The sequence below is a fragment of the Myxococcus guangdongensis genome, assembly GCF_024198255.1.
Lineage (GTDB): Bacteria > Myxococcota > Myxococcia > Myxococcales > Myxococcaceae > Myxococcus > Myxococcus guangdongensis.
Map to the genome: position 1 here is coordinate 724,267 of NZ_JAJVKW010000002.1, position 19,777 is coordinate 744,043.

Sequence of the window (19,777 nt, forward strand, 5' to 3'; positions counted from 1 at the left end):
CGGAGATGCTTCGTGCCATGCCCTCCGCGCAATCCCCGTACCTCACGCTCGCGCTGGCGGGGCTCCTCATCGGCGCCATCTACTACCTGGAAGCCTGGTACAAGCGCCGACGACGACAGGCATGGCGCATCTTCGCGACCCGCCAGGGCTGGACCTCCAGCCAGTCCGATGAAGCCCTGGAGGTGCAGGGGTTCTACCGGGGACGGCCATTCTCTCTGCGCACCGAGGCGACGACCCTGAGCCAGGGCGACCCCGCCATCACGGTGCTGCGAATGGAGCTGAGCGACGCGGCACCCCCTGAACTCCTGTTGGAGACAAAGAGTCTGCGCGACACGTTCCGCATGCGCTTCAGTCCGGTGGGCGAGAAGGTCGGTGACGTGGAGCTGGACACCCTCCTGAACCTGCACAACCTCTCCCCCAGGACGCGGGAGCTGCTCCTGACGCCGTCCCTGCGCGAGCCCTTGATGCACGCGTACCGGTACTACTGGCGGCTGTCCATCTTCGCGGGGACGATGGAGGCGGAGAGGCAGGGCGTGCCCACCTCTCCTGAGAAGCTCGAGGCCCTCATCGCCCCCGCGCTCGCCCTGGCGGACGCCCTGCATCTGTCCACCGGGCAAGCGCTCCCACCGCACTCGCGACGACGCGCTCAGTCCTGACGACGCTTGCGGCGCATCAGCGCCAGCGCCGTCAGCGCGGCCCACGCCAGCGAGCCCACCGGCGCGCTGCCACACGAGCAGCCACTGTCATCCTTCGGGTCCGGCGGGCTCATCCCACCATCGGAGCCCATGCCCCCGTCCCGCACCGGCCCCGCATCCGGCTGTGCGCCCGCGTCCGTCCCCGCGTCGGGGTCCGGCTGCGGAACCAGCGTGCAGTCGCCCTCGCCCACGCACACCTTCACCTCGACCTGGTGCCGCTGACCGGAGGTGTCCACCACGGCGAAGCGCACCCGGTGTCCACCGGGCGAAAGCTCCGTCGTGTCCCAGCGGTTGTGCTCACCACCGAAGTGGAAGTGGTTGTCCGTGCGCTCATCGACGTAGCGCTGCACGCCGTCCACGAAGAACTCCGCGCGCGTGCAGCCCACGTCGTCCTGGCAGTCGCCGTAGAACTCCGCGCCCGCGCCGGACACGCGCTCGTCCGCCGTGGGACGCGTGAGGACGGCGACCGGAGGGTCATCCTGCTTCACGGTGACGGTGAAGGACTGCGTCGCCTCGGGCGCCACGTTGTTGGCCACGCGCACGGTGACCGCCTCACCCGGGGTCGACACGGTGGTGGGCGTCCAGGTGATGAGGCCCGTGGCCGCGTCGATGGACATGCCCGTCGGCGCGGTGGTGAGCGAGTACGTCGCCGCGGGCCGAGCCCTCGCCTCCACGTCGTAGCGGTACACATTGCCCACCACGGCCTGCGTCGGCGCGGTGGAGGTGATGATGGGAGCCAGGTCCTCGTCGTCCACCTCCGTCGCCGTCACGGTGCGCGCGTCCAACCCTGCGCCGACCACCGTGAAGAACGCGACGCCATCCTGGTTGTCCGCGTCGGCGGCGGCCCGCAGCGTCACCGTCTGGGGCGCGCTCCAGTTGCTCGCGTTGAAGACGAGCGAGCCTCCCGACTCCACGGTGAGGTCCGCATCACCCGAGGCGCGGCTCACGGTGACGGTGACGGTGCCCACGGGCTGGCGCGTCAGCGACACGTCGAACGTGGCCGTGCCGGCCTCGGGGACCGCGACGTTGCTCGAGGAGAGCACCAGCTGCGCGGAGTTGTCCTCGATGGTGGTCGCCAGCACGGACTCGGACGTCAGGCCGCTCGACGCCACGGTGAAGGTCGCGGTGTCCACCACGTTGTCCGCGTCCTCCAGCGCGTCAATCGTCACCACGCGAGGCGTGCTCCAGTCCTGCGGCGTGAAGGTGAACGTCGACGCGCCGGACACGCGCAGGTCCGTGCTGCCACCCGGCGCGCGGAACACATCGACCACCACCGACGTCGTGGGCGCCTCCGCCAGTCGCACCGTGAAGGTGGCCTTTCCGCCCTCCATCACGCGCGGGTACAGGTTCGTCACCACCAGACGCTGACCGGTGGTGGTCGGGACGATGCGGCGCAGACGCCCTCCCGAGACGCCGATGGTGTACAGCGCGCCGTCCGGCCCCACCGAGGTGTCCACGTATGACGTGAAGCTGGTTCCCCAGATGTCCACCGTGGCCACGGTGTTGTCCGGGGCCAGCGTGGCGCGCATGAAGGTGGCGTCGTTGTAGTCGCCGAAGAAGTAGTTGCCGCGGTACTCCGGCGGGAAGAGCGTGGCGTCGTAGAACACGCCGCCGTTCATGCAGCCGCCCAGCTCCTGGGTCTTCGCGGTGCCTCCGCCACTCGTCGCATCCGACAGGCCCGACTGCGTGACGGTGACGGTCGTCGCGCTGGGGACGCTCGCGACGTAGAAGTCCCCGTTGAACGAGGCGTCACCCACGCCCTCGAGCGTGAGCTTCTCGCCCTTGCGGAAGCCGTGGTTGCCCGTGGTGGTGAAGGTGGCGACGCCGCCCGCGCGCGCGGCCCCGGTGGCCGTGAGGGTGCGCGTGTCGAGGCCGTTGGTGCGGTACTTGATGACCGGGGTGATGTAGTCGTTTCCGGTCGGCTGGTTGTTCTCGTAGTCGTTGTAGCCGGCGTGCCCGCGCCGGGGCACCACGAAGGTCTGCTCGTAGCCGGTGCCCACCACGTTGACCCACAGCTGGCCCGTGCTCGGCTGGAACGTGAGGGTGAAGGGGTTCCGGAAGCCGCGCGCCCAGATGTACTCGTTGTTGGGACCGACGCCGTCGTTGAACGGGTTGTCGTTGACCGGCGTGCCGTCACGGTTCGCCCGGCTCACCTTCGCCGCCAGCGACGTCAGGTCCGCGTCCACGCCCGTGCCATTGCCCAAGTCTCCGATGGCGAAGTACAGCTTGCCGTCCGGCCCGAAGCCGATGCCGCCACCATCGTGGTTCTCTCCACGCGTGGGCAGCCGCGAGACAAGCACCGTGCGCGCCGAGCCCACGCCGTTGACGTCGGTGTAGCGGACGATTTGCTGCTCCGTCGCGGACACGGTGACGAAGACGTACACGTAGCGGTTGGCCACGTAGTTCGGGTCGAACGCGATGCCGATGACGCCGCACTCGCTGTTGGTGTGGACCGCGGGCTCCGTCGCGAACAGGCGCGTCACCAGCGTGGTGTTCCCCGCTTGCGTCTCCGGGACGCCGTCCTTCAGTGAGACGACCCGGATGGGACCGTTCTTGATGGTGATGAACAGCCGGCCCGAGCCATCCGGCGCCCACGCCATCCCCGTCGCCTGATTCAAATCATTGGAGGTGTAGACAGTCTCGACGAAGCCCGAGGGGACCGCGGCCCAGACGGGCGCCGCCAGCAGCAGGAGCAGGGGGAGGAGTTGGCGCATGAGCCGAGAGGGTACCGCACACGTCTCGATGGCCTGCTCGGTCATCCAGACGCAGGACGCCCCACGCCCGCAACCTCACCGAATCCTTTCAACGAGGCTGTGGAATCCAACCCCGGGCGACGCCCTCCACCTACCAGTCGCTCCCGGTGACGCGATACATGACGGCCGAGCTCAACGGACAGTCGAACAGCCTCTCGAAGGCGCCGGCCCGGGAGAGCAGCAGTCGCTCAGCGGGGCTGTGCTTGCGCACACTCACCCAACGCGGGGACAGCGCGCGCAGCTGGTCGAGGTACACGCCGTCGTTCCCCTCGTGATTCACGTACTCGACGCGGTTGCGCAAATCCCAGGTCCAGTACTCGCCGAGGAAGGACGTGCCGCTGTCGTACACCACCACGTCACCGGGTCGCAGCTCCCGTTCACGCAGGCGCACCGCCTCCGGCGTCCACAGCCAGCCCATGCGCGCGCGCACCCGGTCCTCGTCGCGCAGGGACGGGTCCGCGCGGCGCCCCATCGTGGGCAGCACCTGATACCCCACCGAGGCCTTCGCATAGGACGCCACACAGAAGAACGCCGCGAGCGCGGACAGGAGGACCTGGAGGTAGCGCGTCCCCACCTGACGGTGCAGCACCGCGAAGGCGACGAGCCCCGCCGCGGGCAGCCCCAGCGTGAAGCGCCCCCACCATGCCGCGGGCACCAACACGGACATGCCCGCGAGCAATGGCAGCGCGAGCCGGGACCGCCGCTCCCGACTGAACACCGCGGTGGCGCTCACCCAGAGGAGCGCGGGCAGCAGGAGGTACGGGAAGAGCCAGCCGAAGGCGCGCTCGCGCACGTCCGGCCAGTACATGCCCTCCGGCGCGGTCCAACTGCTCACCATGCGCTCGAAGGCGCCGGGCGCGCCGAAGAAGGCGGGAGGGCCCGCGATTTCATCCGCGCCGATGGGCCCCTGGAGCTCGTGCCCCAGCACCTGCATCCGCGCGGGCCAGAACGGATTGCCCGTGCGGACCAGGTTCTCCACGTACGTCGGCGACCCCAGCCACACCAGCAGGAGCAGCGCGAGCCCCGTCTGCCCCAGCACCCGCCCCCGCGACCCCTTCGCCGCGCGCAGCACCAGCGCGCCCCGGACGAGCAGCAGCGGCGACACGAGCGCGAGGTGGAAGAGCCCCGTCACCTTGGTGCCCGCATACAGGCCCAGCGCCAGCAACGTCAGCGTGCGCGCGGTGGGACTCCAGTCGCGCTCGGTGAGGAAGTAGAAGGCGGTGATGAACAGCGCGCCCGCGACGACATCCGCGTGCGTGGTGTGGAGCTGGAGGGCCACCGCGGGCAGGGCCAGCCACATCGCGCCCAGCGACGCGGACAGCGCGGGGCTGGCGCTCGCGCGGCGACAGAACGCGGCCACGGTGAGCGCCCCCAGCACGCCGAAGGGCAGCTGCGTCAGGTCCTCCAGCCGCGAGTGGTGGGGCAGCAGCACGTGCCAGACGGAGAGCAGCTCGGTGAGCTCGGGGTAGCCGTTGACGTACCAGACGGACGTGTCCACCCAGGTGATGCGGCCCGTCTGCACCGCGTAGCTCGTCTTCGGCGTGTGGTACCAGACGACGTCCCAGGCCCAATTGGGGAAGTGCCACGCGATGGACCCCGAGACGATGAGCGCGCACGCCGCCGGCAACAGCGCCCACGCGGCCAGCTCCTGACGCGCGCGGATGTCTCGCCACAGCCGCACCGGCGCCTTCACGTCCGACACCCACCGCGCGCGCAGCTCCGCGAACCCCACCCGACGCACGCTCCAGCCGAGCATCACGCCATGGAGCGCGAATCCCACGACGGCCAGCTGGAGTCGGCCGAGCTGCCCCACCAGCCCCAACCCCTGCACGCAGGTGAGCACGCTCGCGGCGCCGAAGAGGAGCGCGGCCATCCAGCGCTCCACCGTGGAGCGCTCACGCAGGAGCGCCGCGGACAGGGCCCACGCGGCCCCCATCGCCCACAACGTCTCCAGCGCCCAGAGCACCCAACCCATGCGTGGCTCAGCCGTTGGCGGACAGCGTGCGCTCGTACAGTCCGCGCACCCGCTCCGCCAGCTCCACGGGGTCCTGTCCCAGCGACTCGGGCGACAGCGGCGGCAGCACGCGCACGCGCATGGAGGCGCGGGCGTTCAGCCACGGGCCATCGCCGTCGAGCAACTGCGTGGTGCCCTCCACGACGATGGGCACCACGGGCACGTGCTCCTCCACCGCGAGCTGGAACGCGCCGCGCTTGAACGGCAGACGCTGACCGCCCTTCGCGTAGGTGCCCTCGGGGAAGATGAGCACGGGCATGCCTCGACGCAGCCAACGCCGACACGGGTCCAAGAGCTGATGCATCGCCTGCGACGAGCCCCGGACGATGGGCACGTAGGCCAGCAGCGTCATCATCCAGCCCACCAGCGGCAGCGAGAACAGCGACGCCTTCGCCACGAACTTGTACGGGTGGTACAGCCCCATCACGGCCAGGATGTCCATGGCGGACTGGTGATTGACCACGATGACGCAGGGCCCGGAGGGGAGCAGCTCCTTGCCCTCGAAGCGCGTGCGCCACCCTGGCGACAGGTGCAGCCACAGGCCGTGGCACCAGTGACACACCAGCCAGTGGAGCATCCGGCGGTCCTTGTCGACCGGATAGGTGAACAGGAGCAGCAGCGCGCCCAGCGTGAAGAGGATGGGCGCGGTGGTCAGGAAGACGAACCAGAACCAGACGGTGATGACGTACTTCATCGCGGAGGGCTCATGGGTGCGTGCTCGGGACGGGGGCGCATCGGCTCACCGACATAGCGCGACCCGGCTGGCACATACAGCAGGGACCTCCAGCGCACGTGGACGGCCCTCCGACAAGCGGGCAGACAGCCGGCTGGGGCCGACGATATCCCGAATGAGCCCCGCGCAGCACCCGGACCTCGGGCACGCCGCGCTCGCGTTCGCACCGGGCGCAGACGCCCTTCAGCCCCGGGGCCGCGGAAGGTGTAGGCGGCGCGGCCGGGCCCCTTCGCTCGGGCCTCCTCCGGCGGGTCCTCGACGGGCTGCGTGCGCGTCCCGACGCCTCCCAGGATGCGACGCGGTTTCTCCGACGCTGTCGGGCGTGGCGACCTGGCCCTCCGACTGTTAGAGCAGGCTCCTGGGGCGCTCTTTCGAACGCTCCAGACGTCACGCGCACGTCACTGCACGCACTCTGGCTTGCCGCGAGGCGACGAGAGGGGCGTAAGGTGGCCGCCCACGGCAGTCACTTCGAGGAGGCAGCGGAATGGACGCGCAGGGCCTGCACATCGAGACGCATCCCCGAGAGGGAGACCCGCTGCTCAGGGCAACGAGACCGGACCCCTGCACGGTGGTGCTGTTCGGCGCGACAGGGGACCTGGCGCAGCGCAAGCTGTTCCCCGCCCTCTTCGAGCTGGCGCGCGCCAACCTCCTGCCGGACCACTTCTCCGTCGTCGCCTTCAGCCGCTCCACCCTGGACAACGACGCCTTCCGTCTCCACGTGAAGGAGGGCCTGAAAAAGTTCGCGCGCACCCAGCCGCTCGACGAGGCGACGTGGCAGAAGTTCGCCCCGCGCCTGGAGGGCATCTCCGGCGCCTATGACGACCCGGCCGCCTTCACCCGCCTGCGCGAGAAGCTGGAGCAGGTGTCCCAGCAGCAGGGCACCCAGGGCAACCAGCTCTACTACCTGGCCACGCCCGCCTCCACCTTCCCCCAGATTCTGCACGGGCTCGCCGAGGCCGGCCTGCTCAAGCGCGAGGAGCGTCCCCACCAGACGCCCTGGCACAGGCTCATCATCGAGAAGCCCTTCGGCCGGGATTTGGAGACCGCCCGCGAGCTCAACCGCGAGCTGGCGGCGGTGCTGGACGAGAAGCAGATCTTCCGCATCGACCACTACCTGGGCAAGGAGACCGTCCAGAACATCCTGGTCTTCCGCTTCGCCAACGCCATCTTCGAGCCGCTGTGGAACCGCAACCACATCGACCACGTGGAAATCACGGCGGCCGAGCAGATTGGCGTGGAGGGCCGCGGCGGCTTCTACGACGAGACGGGCGTCATCCGGGACATGGTGCAGAACCACCTGCTCCAGGTGCTCGCGCTGTGCGCCATGGAGCCGCCGGTGTCCTTCGCCGCGGAGGACATCCGCGACGAGAAGAACAAGGTGTTCCGCGCGCTGCGGCCGGTGGAGGGCAAGGAGGTGTCTCGCTCCGTGGTCGCAGGCCAGTACGAGGGCTACCTGAGTGAGAAGGGCGTGAAGCCCGACTCGCGCACGCCCACCTATGTGGCCATGAAGCTGAGCGTGGACTCGTGGCGATGGGAGGGCGTGCCCTTCTACCTGCGCGCCGGCAAGGGGCTGAAGAAGCGCCTGACGGAGGTGTCCATCCACTTCCGCTCGGTGCCCATCGGCTTGTTCTCCGGCGAGGGCGCCACCTGCCAGCGCCTGCAGCCCAACGTGCTCACGCTGCGCATCCAGCCCCAGGAGGGCATCGCGCTCTCCTTCGAGTCCAAGGTGCCCGGCGAGGACGTGAACATCGCGGGCGTCACCATGGACTTCAACTACGCGGAGAGCTTCAACAAGCCGGTGCCGGAGGCGTACGAGCGGCTGCTGCTCGACTGCATGCGCGGCAACGCCACGCTCTTCGCCAGGCAGGACAGCGTGGAGCAGGCGTGGGCGTACGTGACGCCCATCCTCCAGGCGCTCGAGTCCGGCGAGGGCGGGACGCTGCACCCCTACGCGACCGGGAGCATCGGGCCGCAGGCCGCCTCCGCGCTGCTCGCCCGCGATGGCCGCAGGTGGACGCTGCTATGAGCGCGCTGCCTCCGCGCGTGGTGCCCCCCGAGTCCCTGGCCCGCGAGGCCGCGGAGTGGATGGGCCGCGCGCTGCAGACCTCGCTGGCGATGAAGCGGCGGGCGAGCCTGGCCCTGTCCGGCGGAAGCACGCCGGGGCCGGCGTACCGCGAGCTGTCGCGGCTGACGCTGCCGTGGGAGCGGGTGGACCTGTACTTCGTGGACGAGCGCTTCGTGCCGCCGGACCACCCGGACAGCAACTACCACCTGGTGGAGGAGGCGCTGGTGGGGCCGTTGCGGCTGTCGCCCTCGCAGGTGTTCCGCATGGAGGGCGAGCGCGAGGACCGCGAGGACGCGGCGAGGGACTACGAGGCGCGGCTGCCCGACGTGCTGGACGTGGTGCTGCTCGGCATGGGGGAGGACGGGCATACGGCCAGCCTCTTTCCCGGCCACCCGGCGCTGGAGGAGAAGAGCCGGCGCGTGCTGTCCGTGGTGGGCCCCAAGCCGCCGCCCTGGCGGATGACGCTCACGATGCCGACGCTGTTGTCGGCGAACGCGGTGCTGATGCTGGTGGCAGGCGCGGGGAAGCGACAGACGGTGCAGCGGGCGCTCGGGCGGGATGCGACGCTTCCGGCGGCCCGGGTGACGAATGCGCAGTGGATGTTGGACACCGCCGCCGCGGGACGGTGAGCGGGCCTTGTCGGAGGAATCATGAGTGCGGCAGCGAGCGCCCAGACGGGCGCGCAGTTCGGCGTGGCGGGCATGGGAGTCATGGGCGCGGCCCTGGCCCTCAACATCGCGGACCATGGCTTCCGGGTGGCGGTGTGGGACCGGCATGCGGAGCGCATCGACGAGATGAACCAACAGCACGGCAAGCCGTCGCTGAAGGGCTTCGCGTCGCTGGAGGACTTCGTGAAGGGGCTGGAGCGCCCCCGGCGAATCCTGCTGATGGTGACGGCGGGCACGGCGGTGGACCAGATGATGGAGCGGCTGTTCCCGCTCCTGTCGCCCGGTGACGTCATCCTGGACGCGGGCAACTCCTGGTTCCTGGACACGCGGCGGCGCGAGGAGCTGTGCAAGGCCAAGGGCCTGCACTTCCTGGGCGTCGGCGTGTCCGGCGGCGAGGAGGGCGCGCGCCACGGCCCGTCCATCATGCCCGGCGGCCCCTCGGAGGCGTATGCGCTGGTGAAGCCGGTGCTGGAGGCCATCGCCGCGCGCACGGACGAGGGCCTGTGTGTCACGCACGTGGGGCCGGATGGCGCGGGCCACTTCGTGAAGATGGTGCACAACGGCATCGAGTACGCGGACATGCAGCTGCTCGCGGAGACGTACGACGTGCTGCGCCGGGGCCTGGGGCTGTCGGCGGAGGGCGTGGCGGAGCTGTTCACGAAGTGGAACCAGGGCATCGCCGAGTCCTTCCTCCTGGAGACCAGCATCAAGGTGCTGCGCAAGAAGGACGCGGAGACGGGCAAGCCGCTGGTGGACCTGGTGCTGGACAAGGCCGGCCAGAAGGGCACGGGCAAGTGGACGGTGCAGGTGGCGCTGGACCTGGGCGTGCCGGTGCCCTCCATCGCCTCCGCGCTGGACGCGCGCAACCTGTCCTCGATGAAGGACCAGCGCGTGGCGGCGAGCCACAAGCTGCCGGGGCCCACGGCCTCGCTGTCCGCGGAGGAGAAGGCGGAGCTGGCGGCGTGGGCACATGACGCGCTGTACGCGGCGCGGGTGGTGACGTACGCGCAGGGCCTGCGGCTCATCCAGGCGGCGTCCGACGAGTACACGTGGAACATCTCCCTGTCGGAGATGGCGCGCATCTGGCGGGGCGGCTGCATCATCCGCGCGAAGCTGCTCACCCCGCTGCGCGAGGCCTTCACGAAGCAGCCGGACCTGCCGAACCTCCTGGTGTCGGACGCGTTCGCCCCGGTGCTCGAGAAGCTGGCGCCCGCGTGGCGCAAGCTGGTGGGCACGGCGACGAAGGTGGGCATCCCCATCCCCGTGTTCAGTTCCTCGCTGGCGTACCTGGACAGCTACCGCAGCCCGGAGCTGCCGCAGAACCTCACCCAGGCCCAGCGCGACGCCTTCGGCGCGCACACGTACCAGCGCCGGGACAAGCCCGACGCCGGCTTCGTACACAGCGACTGGAACAGCTAGGAAGGCGCGCTCGTCGGGGAGTCATCGTCGACAGACGGTGACTCCCGGGGCCCGGTGCGCACCGGCGAGGCCGTGTTGCCGATGGCGGTGCGCTCCACGCCGGAGAAGGTGGCGAAGGCCCACCACGCCAGGTTGAACCAGTCCGGCGTGGGCAGCTTCTTCGTCGCAATCACCTTGGCCGCGCCCGCCACCGCGAAGCCCAGCGACGCGAGCGAGCCCAGGTCCACCTTGCCTCCCGTGGCGCGGAGCACCTCCACGTCCAGCCCCTTCACGAAGCGGCTGGTCGCGAGCGCCACGTCGCTGCCCATCGACAACGCCTCCAGCAGCACCTCCTCCTCGGGCGGCTCCTCTCCCTGACGCACGACGAGGTCCACGTCGGTGAGCCTCCGCACCATCGCCAGCACGTCCTCCAAATCGAGCGCGTCCGCGTCGTGGAGGACCAGGACGCTGCCGGTGAAGGGGCGCACCTCCACCTCGTCCACGCCGCGGATGCGCAAGAGGCCCTCGGCGAGCTCGTTGGCCACCACGCCATGCTCGCGCAGCCACGGGAGCCTCAGCCGCACGCGGCCGGGCAGGACATGCACCACATAGATGAAGCGTGACACGGGTGGCCTCCTCAGGCCTCGGCCTGTCCCTGGGAATGGCCGTTCGCGGCCCGTCGGGCCCGGGCCTTCGCCTCGGCCAGCAGGTCCTCCAGGTCCTCCTGCTTGATGGCGGTCCTCGACATCACCATGTCGCCGAAGCGGTAGGTGGCGGTGGCCAGCTCCACCAGCAGCGGGCGCAGGTGCTTGCTCAACATCACCGAGCCCGCGCCAGCGGTGTAGCCCAACAGGAACGACGGGAGATGGAACGTCATGGGGAAACCTCCGCGAAAGCGGGGATGAGGAAGGGACGACGATGCGCCGCGCTCCGAGGGAGACGGCGGGAGAGATGGTGGAGCGCCCCGGGCAGCACCAGCCCCACCGACACCCCACCGAGGGTGAGCCATGACGGCGTGGGCAGCCCCAGCACGGCGCGCAGCGGGGGCACGGTGAGCGCCAGCACCTGCATGGCCATCGCGCCTCCCACCCACATCGTGAAGCGCCCGGAGTCCAGCGAGCGCCTCCGCGCTCCGACGCGAGGCGCCCGGCACACCGAGGCGTAACCCAGTTGCGCGGCCGTGAGCATCCCGAAGGCCAGCGGCGGTCCGCCCATCGCGAGGCCCGCGGCGCCCAGGCCCGCCAGCAGCAGCGCGTCACGCACCACCCGCCGCGACATCCCGCGCGACAGCAGCGGCGCGTCGGGAGGCGCGGGAGGTCGGTCCAGGATGTCCGCGTCGCCAGGCTCCAGCGCCAGCGCCAGCCCGGGGAAGGTGTCCGTCAGCAGGTTGAGCCAGAGCAACTGCATGGGTGTGAGCGGATCCCTGCCCCCCACCAGCGAGGCGCCCACCACCAGCGCCATCTCCGACAGGTTGGTGGCGAAGAGGAAGCGCAGGGCGCGGCGCAGGTTGTCCTGGACGATGCGCCCCTCGCCCACCGCGTGGATGATGCCGCGCAAGTCCTCGCCCGCCATGACGATGTCCGCCATCTGCCGGGCCATGTCACTGGAGCGCGCGCCCACCGCCACGCCCACGTCCGCGGCCTTCAGGGCTGGCGCGTCGTTGATGCCGTCGCCCGCCATGGCCACCACCTCGCCACGCGCGCGCAGGGCTCGCACCAGCGCCATCTTGTCCTCGGGCGCCACCCGCGCGAGCACCGCCACCCGGTCCAGCCAGTCCCCGCCCTCGGCCTCGGCCAGTCGCTCCGTCAGCTCCTTGCCCGTGAGCGTCTCGCCTCGCAGGCCCACCTCGCGGGCGACCGCCTCGGCCGTGTGTCGCTGGTCGCCGGTGAGGATGATGGTGCGGATGCCCGCGACGCGAGACTGGCGCAGCGTCTCCTCGGCCCCCTCGCGCAGCGGGTCTCTCAGGCCCATCAAGCCCACGAAGGTGTAGTCGCCCTCCGGCGCCCCCGCGTCCTTCGGGTCCATGCGTCGCCAGCCCAGCGCGAGCACCCGCAGTCCGTCTCGGGCCAGCGCGCGGTTGCGCTCGAGCAGACGCTCGTGACCCTCCGGACCCAGCGGGCCGTTCGCATCACGCGAGCACAGCCGCACCACCTGCTCCGGCGCGCCCTTGATGAACGCCACGCCGCCCCGCGGCGCGTCGTGGAGGCTCACCACATAGTGGATGCCGTTCGTGCGCTCCAACAGGCGACGTCGAGGGAAGGCCTTGCGCAGCGCCGCGCCATCCAGCCCCGCGGCGTGCGCGGCGGACACCAGCGCCCGCTCGGTGGAGCTGCCCGCGATGATGACCTCGTGCCCGTTGCGGTGCACGTCCACGTCGCTGTTGAGCAGCGCCGCGGCGAGCGCCAGCGTCGGCGCATCCTCCAGCACCGCCTTCGGCTTCGCGCGCAGGGAGGCGAGGTCCACCGGGCCCGTGCCCACGTCCAGGACCTCCAGGCACATGTCGTTGCGCGTGAGCGTCCCCGTCTTGTCCGTGCAAATCACGGTGACGCCGCCCAGCGCCTCGGCGGAGGACACGCGACGCACCACCATGCCGCGCGCATGCAGGCGTTGCATCGAGCGCACCAGCGCCGCGGTGGCGACGATGGGCAGCCCCTCCGGGAGCGCCGCCACGCCCAGCGCCACCGCGCCCCGCAGCACCTGCCCCATCGGACGCCCCCGCGCGAGCCCCACCACGCCGGACATCGCCGCGGCCCCCACGGAGAACAGCGCCACGCGCTTGTCCAATCGCTCCAGCTTGCGGGACAGCGGCGTGGGCGGAGAGGCCGTCTCCTCCACGAGCTTTCGCACCCGCGCCAGCGCCATGTTCCCCCCCGTGGCCACGACGACGGCGCGGCCATGTCCCGACGACACCACCGTGCCCGCGTGGAGCATGCAGTGACGCTCGGCCAGCGGCGCGTCCCCGGCCACCGGCTCCGCGCCCTTGGCCTGCGGCTCGCTCTCGCCGGTGAGGGGCGCCTCGTCCACGCTCAGCCGGTGTGCCTCCAGCACGCGCGCGTCCGCGGGGAGCACGTCCCCCGCGCGCACGAGCAGCACGTCCCCCACCACCAGGTCCGCCGCGGGCACGGCCTGGAGGACGCCGTCGCGCAGCACCTGCGCCTGCCCCGCCTCCAGCTTCTGCCAGGAGGCGAGGAGCGACTCGTTGCGCCGCTCGATGCGATAGCCGATGCCCGCGTTGAGCCCCACCACCGCGAGGATGGCCGTCGACTCCAGCACGTCCCCCGCGAGCGCCGACGCCGCCGCCGAGCCCATCAACAGCCCCATGGGCACGGTGGCCACCTGCGCGCGCAGGAGCGACCACCGCGAGCGCGGCGGCAACCCCGCCACCAGGTTCGCCCCCTGACGCCGCAGGCGCGCCGCCGCCTCCCTTCCGGACAAGCCGTGCGCGTCCGTCCCGCTGCGATGCATCACCTCGTCCACGCTCAGCGCGTGCCACGCCACCTCGTCACGAGACGCGGGGACGGGCGCGGGACGCGGCGCGCGCGCGACGGTGGGCCCGGTGTCCGCGGGCGTCTCCTTCAAGCGCGTGAGCAGCGGAGCGTCGGGGCCGTAGCGCACCAGCACGCGGCCGCTGCGATGCTCCGCCTTCACCTCCTCGATGCCGGGCCAGGTGTGGAACGTGCGCTCCAATCGACGTCCCAGATGACGGTCGCCCAGGAGCCCCGGCACCACCAGCCGGAGCCGACGCGAGGCCACCGCATGCCGCGCCACGCTTGCGGGCGCCGCCCTCCCATCGATGAGGAACACCACCATCCGCGACCCCCGGAGGGCCCAAGGTGAGGGCGCACGGCGGGCGCGGCCATCCGACGGGACGCTCGCTTCCCTGGGGAGCACTGGACAGACGCTCGGCCCGCACGCCCAGCGCCAGCGGGGAGTGTTCCGCTGACGACGCGAGGCACAGTGGGCGTCGGTGCATCCACCGGCCCGCTCGCCCGCCCGTGCGCACCCGCGCCGCCATCGTGTCACATGGCGCGCCGGCCCAGGTCCGCTAGGCTTCTACCCAGAAGCCCGTTCCGCGCGGCCGGGACGGAGTGTCCTCTCCCCCGGGAGGACCCACGAGGTGTGTCATGGAGCTCCAGCTCACCGAAGAGATACGCAGACAGGTGGACGAGGCCTTCCGCAGACGCGGACAGGTCAACATCGTCATCGCCGGGCGCAGCGGCGTGGGGAAGAGCACGCTCATCAACGCCGTCTTCCACGGGCGCATCGCGGACACCGGCCAGGGCCGCCCCGTCACGCAGGAGACGCGCGAGTACACGAAGAGCGACGTGCCCGTGAGCATCCTCGACACCCGGGGTCTGGAGCTGGGCGCCTACAAGCAGACGCTGACGCTGCTCGAGGACCTGGTGGCCACGCGGGGCCGGGAAGCGGACGCGACACGGCACCTGCACTGCGCGTGGCTCTGCGTCGGAGAAGACTCGCGGCGGGTGGAGGATGGTGATTTGGAGGTCGCGCGCATGCTGGCGCGGCACATGCCCGTGGTGGTCGTGGTCACCAAGGCGCGCAATGACCAGGGCTTCCGCGCCGAGGTGGAGCGGCTGCTGCCCATGGCTCGCAACGTCATGCGCGTGCGCGCGCTCCAGGAGACGGACGACGAGGGGAACACGCTCCAGGCCAAGGGGCTCGTCGAGCTGGTGGAGCTCACCATGGAGCTGGTGCCGGAGGCGCAGCGCAACGCCTTCGCCGCCGCGCAGCGGGTGAGCATCGAACAGAAGCGCAAGCGGGCCCACGGCATCGTCGCCAGCGCGGCCGCCGCGGCGGCCGCCATCGGAGCCACCCCCATCCCTTTCGCCGACGCCGCCCTGCTCGTCCCCACGCAGGTCGGAATGCTGGCGGGGATTAGCAGTGTCTTCGGCCTGCCGCTCACCGAGGCCTTCCTCTCCACGCTGGTGAGCTCCGTGGCCACGGGGCTGGGCGCCACCTTCTCCGGACAGGCCATCGTGTCCGGCCTGCTCAAGGTCATCCCCGGCGCGGGCACCCTGGTCGGCGCGCTCATCGCCGCCTCCACCGCCACCGCGCTCACCACCCTGTTCGGCGAGGCCTACATCGCCGTGCTCTCCAAGCTGATGGAGCGGCGCTCCGGGGAGATTCCCCTCGTGGAGGACGTCATCAGCGCCTTCAAGGAAGAGCTGTCCCTGCGCCGCGCCACGGCCTGAGTCACGCGGGCTTGGGCGGCGTGGCGCGCAGCTCCGCGCGGCGAATCTTGCCGCTCACCGTCTTGGGCAGCTCGAGGACGAACTCCACCTCGCGCGGATACTTGTACGGCGCGGTGGTGCGCTTGACGTGCTCCTGGAGCTCCTTCGCCAGCTCGTGCGACGCGATGAAGCCCGGCGCCAGCACCACGTACGCCTTCACCCGCTGGCCAAGCTTGTCGTCCGGCACGCCAATCACCGCGGACTCCGCCACCGCCGCGTGCTCCAGCAGCGCGGACTCCACCTCGAACGGCCCCACGCGGTAGCCGGACGTCTTGATGACGTCGTCCGCGCGGCCCACGAACCAGAAGTAGCCCTCCGCGTCGCGCACCGCCCTGTCGCCGGTGACGTACCAGTCGCCCCGTCGGCAGGCCGCGTTGGCCGCCGCGTCCCCCAGGTACTCCTGGAACAGCCCCACCGGCCGCTCCGGCGCCACCCGCACCGCGATGTCCCCCTCCTGCCCGTCCTTCACCTCCTGGCCCGCGTCGTCGATGACGCCCACCGTGAAGCCCGGGGACGGCTTGCCCATGGAGCCCACGCGCGGCTCCACCGAGGGGAACATGCCCACCACCACCACCGTCTCCGTCTGGCCGTAGCCCTCGCGGATGTGCAGCCCCGTGGCCGCCTTCCACGTGTCGATGACCTCCGGGTTGAGCGGCTCGCCGGCGCTCACCGTGTGGCGCAGGCTCGACAAGTCGTAGTCCTTCAACGCCTTGAGCACCATCGCCCGCCACGCCGTGGGCGGCGCGCAGAAGGTCGTCACCTTCTGGGACGCCAGCACCTTCAAGAGCTTCTCCGGCTCGAAGCGCCCCCGGAAGTCGTAGACGACGTTGCACGCGCCCTGGCTCCACGGCCCGAAGAGCTTGCCCCACGCGCACTTGGCCCAGCCCGTGTCGCTCAACGTCAGGTGCCTGTCTTCGGGCGTCAAATCCAGCCAGTAGCGCCCGGTAATCACGTGGCCCAGGCCGTAGCTGACCTGCGTGTGCAGCACCATCTTCGGCATGCCCGTGGTGCCGGACGTGAAGTAGATGAGCAGCGGGTCCTCCGCGCGCGTGGGCGCGAAGTCCTGTCCGTGCGCGCCCGTGCCCACCGTGCCCGACTCGTAGCGGACCCACGGCGAGGGCGCGCCCTCCCCCACCGCCACCCAGGTCTCCACGCGGCCGGTGCCCGCGAGCCCCTCGAAGCGCTCCAGGCAGCTGACGTCCGCGATGACCGCGTTCGCGTCCGCCGCCACCAGCCGGTAGCGGATGTCCTTGACGGTGAGCATGGGCGTGCCCGGCATGAAGACGATGCCCGCGCGGATGCAGCCCAGCACCAGGAACCACCACTCCGGCACCCGGGGCATCATGATGAAGGCGCGGTCACCCTTCTTCAGCCCCAGCCCCGTGAGGAACTGCGCCGCGTGCAGCGAGCGCTGCTTCACGCCCTGCCACGTGAAGCGCTGCTCGCGCCCCGTCTCATCCGACCAGAGCAGCGCCAGCGACTCCCCGCGCTCGGCGGCGTGCCGGTCCACCACGTCCGTGGCGAAGTTGAAGTGCTCGGGCCGCTCCCACCGGAAGTCCCGGTGGGTCGCCGCGTAGTCGCGCATGTTGCGAGGGGTGGACTGGGCCATGCGGGCGAGCCTGCCACGCCCTCCTCGCGCCGTCCGTCCACGCGCCCCCGCATCGCACGGTGGACAACACGCCCGCCCCGCGAAAAAGCAGAGGGGCCGGCCCTTCTTCAGAGGACCGACCCCGGTGTGTGACGAGGAGAATCGACGGTGGACTCAGTTGAGCTCCATGCACGGGACGATGTTGCCCATCCCGTTGCACGTCAGCATCGCGTCCATCAACTGCTTCTCCGCCTGGGCGGTGCGGCCCGCGGCCAGCTCCCGGCGGATGCTCTCGCGCTCGGCCAGCAGGTGCAGCCACGGGTCCGGCGTCCCCTCGGCGAAGCCGCGCAGCGCGCTCATCGCCGTGGCGTCCGACACCGCGGTGCCCGCGTGCATCAGCGCGCCGAAGTAGATGTCCCGCTCCCCCGAGCGGCGCAGCGAGTCCAGCAGCACCGTGGCGTCCTTCTTCGTGTCGCTGTCACGCAAGAGCCCCGCGTACCCCTGGGCCAGCGGCGCGCGCGCCGTGAAGTCCCGCGCGGCCACCTGCCGCACGTAGTCCTGCAGCACCGAGCCCCCACCCAGCGCGTCCAGCTCGCGGGCCAGCGGCAACAGCGCCTCCACGCGCTCCTTCGACGGCACCGTGCGCACCGCGTCGTAGAGCGCCGCGCGCGCCACCGCGGGCCGCTGCGCGAGCTGCTTCGCGTCCCAGGGTGCCTCGCCCGTGAGCGTCGCCCACACGTCCATCACCTGACGGCGCGAGCGCACCCGCTCCTCCGCCAGCTGCGTGCGAAGCTCCGCCGCCATGCGCCGCGCCTCGCCACTCCACCCCGCCTCGCTCAGCGACGCCACGGTGTCGAACGACGCGGCGGCGCGGTCCAGCAAATCCCTCTCGCGCAGCACCAGCGCGCGGTTCCACAGCGCCTGGGCGTGGTTCGGGTTGAGCTTCAGCGCGCTCGTGAGCAGCCCCAGCGCCTCCTCGTAGCGCTGACGGCTGAGCGCCACCACGGCCAGGTCGTTCGCCTTGTCCGCGGACTCCGGCTCCTGGCCCAGGAACGCCTCGGCCTGCTGCCAGTCGCCGCGCAGGGCGTACGCCGCCGCGATGCCCCGGTAGTCGTGCCGCTCCGCCAGCTCCGCCAGCGGCCTGAGCGGCAGCATCTGCGTCGTGTGGCTGGTGCCGCGCATCGGGCTGTAGGGCAGGAAGCGGTCCGCCTTCGGATGGGACAGCCGCGCCTCGAACGTGCGCGTGTCCGCGCTCGCCAGCCACACCTCGCCCGGAATCTCCGGCTCCGCCTGGCCGCGCACCACCACCACCGCCGCCAGCCCCGCCGCGAGCGCCAGCGGCATCGCCAGCTTCAGGCCCTTCTGCAGCCGCGCCCGCAGGGACACCACGTTGCCGCCCACCACCGGTTCGACCACGTCGGTGCCCTGCGTCACCGGCGCGCTTCCCCCCAGCGCCCGGGCCGCCAACAGCTCCAGCTGCAACAAATCCCTCAATCCCGACTCACACTCCGCGCACCGCGTCAGGTGCTGGCGGAAGGCATCCGCTTCCGTGGCGGACAGCTCCCCGTCCACGAAGAGATGCAGTCGGTTGTTGGTGCATGGCGTCGTCATGAGCTCGTTGCCCCCTGCTCCCGGGCCACCGCTACCTGTGGCAGCAGCAAGTCCTTCAGGTCCCTGCGCGCCAGGGTGAGCCAACTGCCCACCGTGCCCACGGGAACGTTGAAATGCTCGGCGATGGCGTTGTAGCGCTTGCCCTCCGCGTGCAGCCGGTAGGCATCACGCAGGTGCGGCTTGAGCCGCTCCACCGCCTTCTGGAACTCCTCGGTGCTCACCAGCTCCCAGTTCTCCTGGGCCTCCGCCTGCGCCACCCCCTCCTGGACCAGCGCGAGGTGGGGCATTCCCCGGGACTCCGTCCGCTGTCTGCGGCAGTAGTCCAGGAAGCGGTTGGTCATCGTCGTACACAGCCACGCCGCCGCCGCCGCGTCCGTCCGGTCCTTCAACGCCTCGAACTCCTGCATCGCGCGCTCGAAGGTCTCCTGCACCAGGTCCTCGGCTTCCAGGCTGGAGCGGGCGGACAGACGACGCGCCAGTCCCAGCAGGCTGGGCCGGTGCTGTCGGATGAACGCCTCGAAGCGCCTCCGCTCCCGGTTGAAGAGGTTGGCCATGATGTCCTACATGCCTCGCGCGGCAGGTTTCCCTGTCAAAGACGCGATGCCGTCCGTTCCTTGAGAAAAAAGTGCAAGGGCACCAACAAGGCAATGCCCGGAAGGGATGAATTCCCTGTCCGGGCATGGATCTCCAGCGGATGTAGGTCTGGAGAGGAGACGCGCCTAGCGCTGCTGCGGGGCAGAGGCCAGGGCGGGGCTGGACGGCATGGGCAGGGGCTTGCGGGCGCGCTGCACCCCCACCGTGGTGGCGCAGTCCACGTAGTTGTTCTTCACGTGGGCGTCCGCGGCACTCGACTCGACGGGCTTGGAATCGGACGTCATTCGTTCGCTCCTCATGCTGGGGTACAGCAGCACGGACAAGTTGCTGGTGGATGAAACTTTGAATCTGTCGCCGTCCTTACCATGCTCCGGTGCAATTCCGTGAGGGGCGGCGGGGTGGATTG

15 protein-coding genes are annotated in these 19,777 nt (G+C 70.9%); 5 read left to right on the forward strand and 10 right to left on the reverse strand.

The genetic code is table 11. The features are described from left to right. The first annotated feature begins 17 nt into the window (after window positions 1-17). Window positions 18-656 (forward strand): hypothetical protein, encoded by a 639-nt coding sequence (locus tag LXT21_RS07765; RefSeq protein ID WP_254037443.1) that lies wholly within the window; start codon window positions 18-20, stop codon window positions 654-656. Here the strand turns inward: LXT21_RS07765 and LXT21_RS07770 are convergent. From LXT21_RS07770 to LXT21_RS07780, 3 genes are all read right to left on the reverse strand, one after another. Continuing rightward, window positions 647-3,409 carry a PQQ-dependent sugar dehydrogenase gene (locus LXT21_RS07770; protein ID WP_254037444.1) on the reverse strand — a complete coding sequence of 921 codons (2,763 nt, stop codon included), beginning with the start codon at window positions 3,407-3,409 and terminating at the stop codon, window positions 647-649. The genes LXT21_RS07765 and LXT21_RS07770 overlap by 10 nt on opposite strands. Before the next feature lie 130 nt (window positions 3,410-3,539). Continuing rightward, a complete protein-coding gene (locus LXT21_RS07775) occupies window positions 3,540-5,423 on the reverse strand; it encodes a hypothetical protein (protein WP_254037445.1) in 1,884 nt (627 codons plus the stop codon). A gap of 7 nt (window positions 5,424-5,430) precedes the next feature. Continuing rightward, complete coding sequence (locus tag LXT21_RS07780) at window positions 5,431-6,156, reverse strand: lysophospholipid acyltransferase family protein (protein ID WP_254037446.1); 726 nt, start codon at window positions 6,154-6,156, stop codon at window positions 5,431-5,433. 523 nt (window positions 6,157-6,679) lie between these two features. Here LXT21_RS07780 and zwf point away from each other — a divergent pair. From zwf to gndA, 3 genes are read left to right on the forward strand one after another with little or no spacing between them, the layout of a single operon-like run. Then, window positions 6,680-8,221, forward strand: coding sequence for a glucose-6-phosphate dehydrogenase (zwf, locus tag LXT21_RS07785; RefSeq protein WP_254037447.1), 1,542 nt, complete (start codon window positions 6,680-6,682; stop codon window positions 8,219-8,221). Next, window positions 8,218-8,889 carry a 6-phosphogluconolactonase gene (pgl, locus tag LXT21_RS07790; protein WP_254037448.1) on the forward strand — a complete coding sequence of 224 codons (672 nt, stop codon included), beginning with the start codon at window positions 8,218-8,220 and terminating at the stop codon, window positions 8,887-8,889. The genes zwf and pgl overlap by 4 nt, the downstream gene beginning before the upstream one ends. A gap of 21 nt (window positions 8,890-8,910) precedes the next feature. Continuing rightward, complete coding sequence (gene gndA, locus LXT21_RS07795) at window positions 8,911-10,347, forward strand: NADP-dependent phosphogluconate dehydrogenase (protein ID WP_254037449.1); 1,437 nt, start codon at window positions 8,911-8,913, stop codon at window positions 10,345-10,347. On the opposite strand, the gene LXT21_RS07800 is transcribed toward gndA, so the two are convergent. Genes LXT21_RS07800 through LXT21_RS07810 form a run of 3 tightly spaced genes read right to left on the reverse strand, consistent with a single transcriptional unit; the run spans window position 10,344 to window position 14,136 of the window. Beyond that, on the reverse strand, window positions 10,344-10,952 hold the full coding sequence (locus LXT21_RS07800; RefSeq protein ID WP_254037450.1) for an HMA2 domain-containing protein: 609 nt from the start codon (window positions 10,950-10,952) through the stop codon (window positions 10,344-10,346). The genes gndA and LXT21_RS07800 overlap by 4 nt on opposite strands. Before the next feature lie 11 nt (window positions 10,953-10,963). Then, window positions 10,964-11,203 (reverse strand): hypothetical protein, encoded by a 240-nt coding sequence (locus tag LXT21_RS07805; RefSeq protein WP_254037451.1) that lies wholly within the window; start codon window positions 11,201-11,203, stop codon window positions 10,964-10,966. Next, window positions 11,200-14,136 carry a cation-translocating P-type ATPase gene (locus tag LXT21_RS07810; protein WP_254037452.1) on the reverse strand — a complete coding sequence of 979 codons (2,937 nt, stop codon included), beginning with the start codon at window positions 14,134-14,136 and terminating at the stop codon, window positions 11,200-11,202. Before LXT21_RS07810 ends, LXT21_RS07805 begins: the two co-directional genes overlap by 4 nt. Before the next feature lie 314 nt (window positions 14,137-14,450). Between LXT21_RS07810 and LXT21_RS07815 the strand changes: the two genes are divergently transcribed. Then, window positions 14,451-15,539, forward strand: coding sequence for a YcjF family protein (locus LXT21_RS07815; RefSeq protein WP_254037453.1), 1,089 nt, complete (start codon window positions 14,451-14,453; stop codon window positions 15,537-15,539). A 1-nt stretch (window position 15,540) separates the two neighbouring features. Here the strand turns inward: LXT21_RS07815 and LXT21_RS07820 are convergent, their stop codons facing one another. From LXT21_RS07820 to LXT21_RS07835, 4 genes are all read right to left on the reverse strand, one after another. Beyond that, a complete protein-coding gene (locus LXT21_RS07820) occupies window positions 15,541-17,187 on the reverse strand; it encodes an acyl-CoA synthetase (protein ID WP_254037454.1) in 1,647 nt (548 codons plus the stop codon). Between the two features lie 153 nt (window positions 17,188-17,340). After that, a complete protein-coding gene (locus LXT21_RS07825; protein WP_254037455.1) occupies window positions 17,341-18,777 on the reverse strand; it encodes a zf-HC2 domain-containing protein in 1,437 nt (478 codons plus the stop codon). Then, a complete protein-coding gene (locus LXT21_RS07830) occupies window positions 18,774-19,331 on the reverse strand; it encodes an RNA polymerase sigma factor (protein ID WP_254037456.1) in 558 nt (185 codons plus the stop codon). Before LXT21_RS07830 ends, LXT21_RS07825 begins: the two co-directional genes overlap by 4 nt. A gap of 165 nt (window positions 19,332-19,496) precedes the next feature. Next, the gene (locus LXT21_RS07835) at window positions 19,497-19,655 is read right to left on the reverse strand and encodes a hypothetical protein (RefSeq protein WP_254037457.1); all 159 of its coding nucleotides are present in this window, start codon (window positions 19,653-19,655) and stop codon (window positions 19,497-19,499) included. Between the last annotated feature and the right edge of the window lie 122 nt (window positions 19,656-19,777).

What these genes read in the sequence shown, in the direction of transcription:
- LXT21_RS07765 (WP_254037443.1), top strand. Translation starts at nt 18, where the DNA reads ATGCCCTCCGCGCAATCCCCGTACCTCACGCTCGCGCTGGCGGGGCTC.
- LXT21_RS07770 (WP_254037444.1), bottom strand. Translation starts at nt 3,409, where the DNA reads ATGCGCCAACTCCTCCCCCTGCTCCTGCTGCTGGCGGCGCCCGTCTGG.
- LXT21_RS07775 (WP_254037445.1), bottom strand. Translation starts at nt 5,423, where the DNA reads ATGGGTTGGGTGCTCTGGGCGCTGGAGACGTTGTGGGCGATGGGGGCC.
- LXT21_RS07780 (WP_254037446.1), bottom strand. Translation starts at nt 6,156, where the DNA reads ATGAAGTACGTCATCACCGTCTGGTTCTGGTTCGTCTTCCTGACCACC.
- zwf (WP_254037447.1), top strand. Translation starts at nt 6,680, where the DNA reads ATGGACGCGCAGGGCCTGCACATCGAGACGCATCCCCGAGAGGGAGAC.
- pgl (WP_254037448.1), top strand. Translation starts at nt 8,218, where the DNA reads ATGAGCGCGCTGCCTCCGCGCGTGGTGCCCCCCGAGTCCCTGGCCCGC.
- gndA (WP_254037449.1), top strand. Translation starts at nt 8,911, where the DNA reads ATGAGTGCGGCAGCGAGCGCCCAGACGGGCGCGCAGTTCGGCGTGGCG.
- LXT21_RS07805 (WP_254037451.1), bottom strand. Translation starts at nt 11,203, where the DNA reads ATGACGTTCCATCTCCCGTCGTTCCTGTTGGGCTACACCGCTGGCGCG.
- LXT21_RS07810 (WP_254037452.1), bottom strand. Translation starts at nt 14,136, where the DNA reads ATGGTGGTGTTCCTCATCGATGGGAGGGCGGCGCCCGCAAGCGTGGCG.
- LXT21_RS07815 (WP_254037453.1), top strand. Translation starts at nt 14,451, where the DNA reads ATGGAGCTCCAGCTCACCGAAGAGATACGCAGACAGGTGGACGAGGCC.
- LXT21_RS07820 (WP_254037454.1), bottom strand. Translation starts at nt 17,187, where the DNA reads ATGGCCCAGTCCACCCCTCGCAACATGCGCGACTACGCGGCGACCCAC.
- LXT21_RS07825 (WP_254037455.1), bottom strand. Translation starts at nt 18,777, where the DNA reads ATGACGACGCCATGCACCAACAACCGACTGCATCTCTTCGTGGACGGG.
- LXT21_RS07830 (WP_254037456.1), bottom strand. Translation starts at nt 19,331, where the DNA reads ATGGCCAACCTCTTCAACCGGGAGCGGAGGCGCTTCGAGGCGTTCATC.
- LXT21_RS07835 (WP_254037457.1), bottom strand. Translation starts at nt 19,655, where the DNA reads ATGACGTCCGATTCCAAGCCCGTCGAGTCGAGTGCCGCGGACGCCCAC.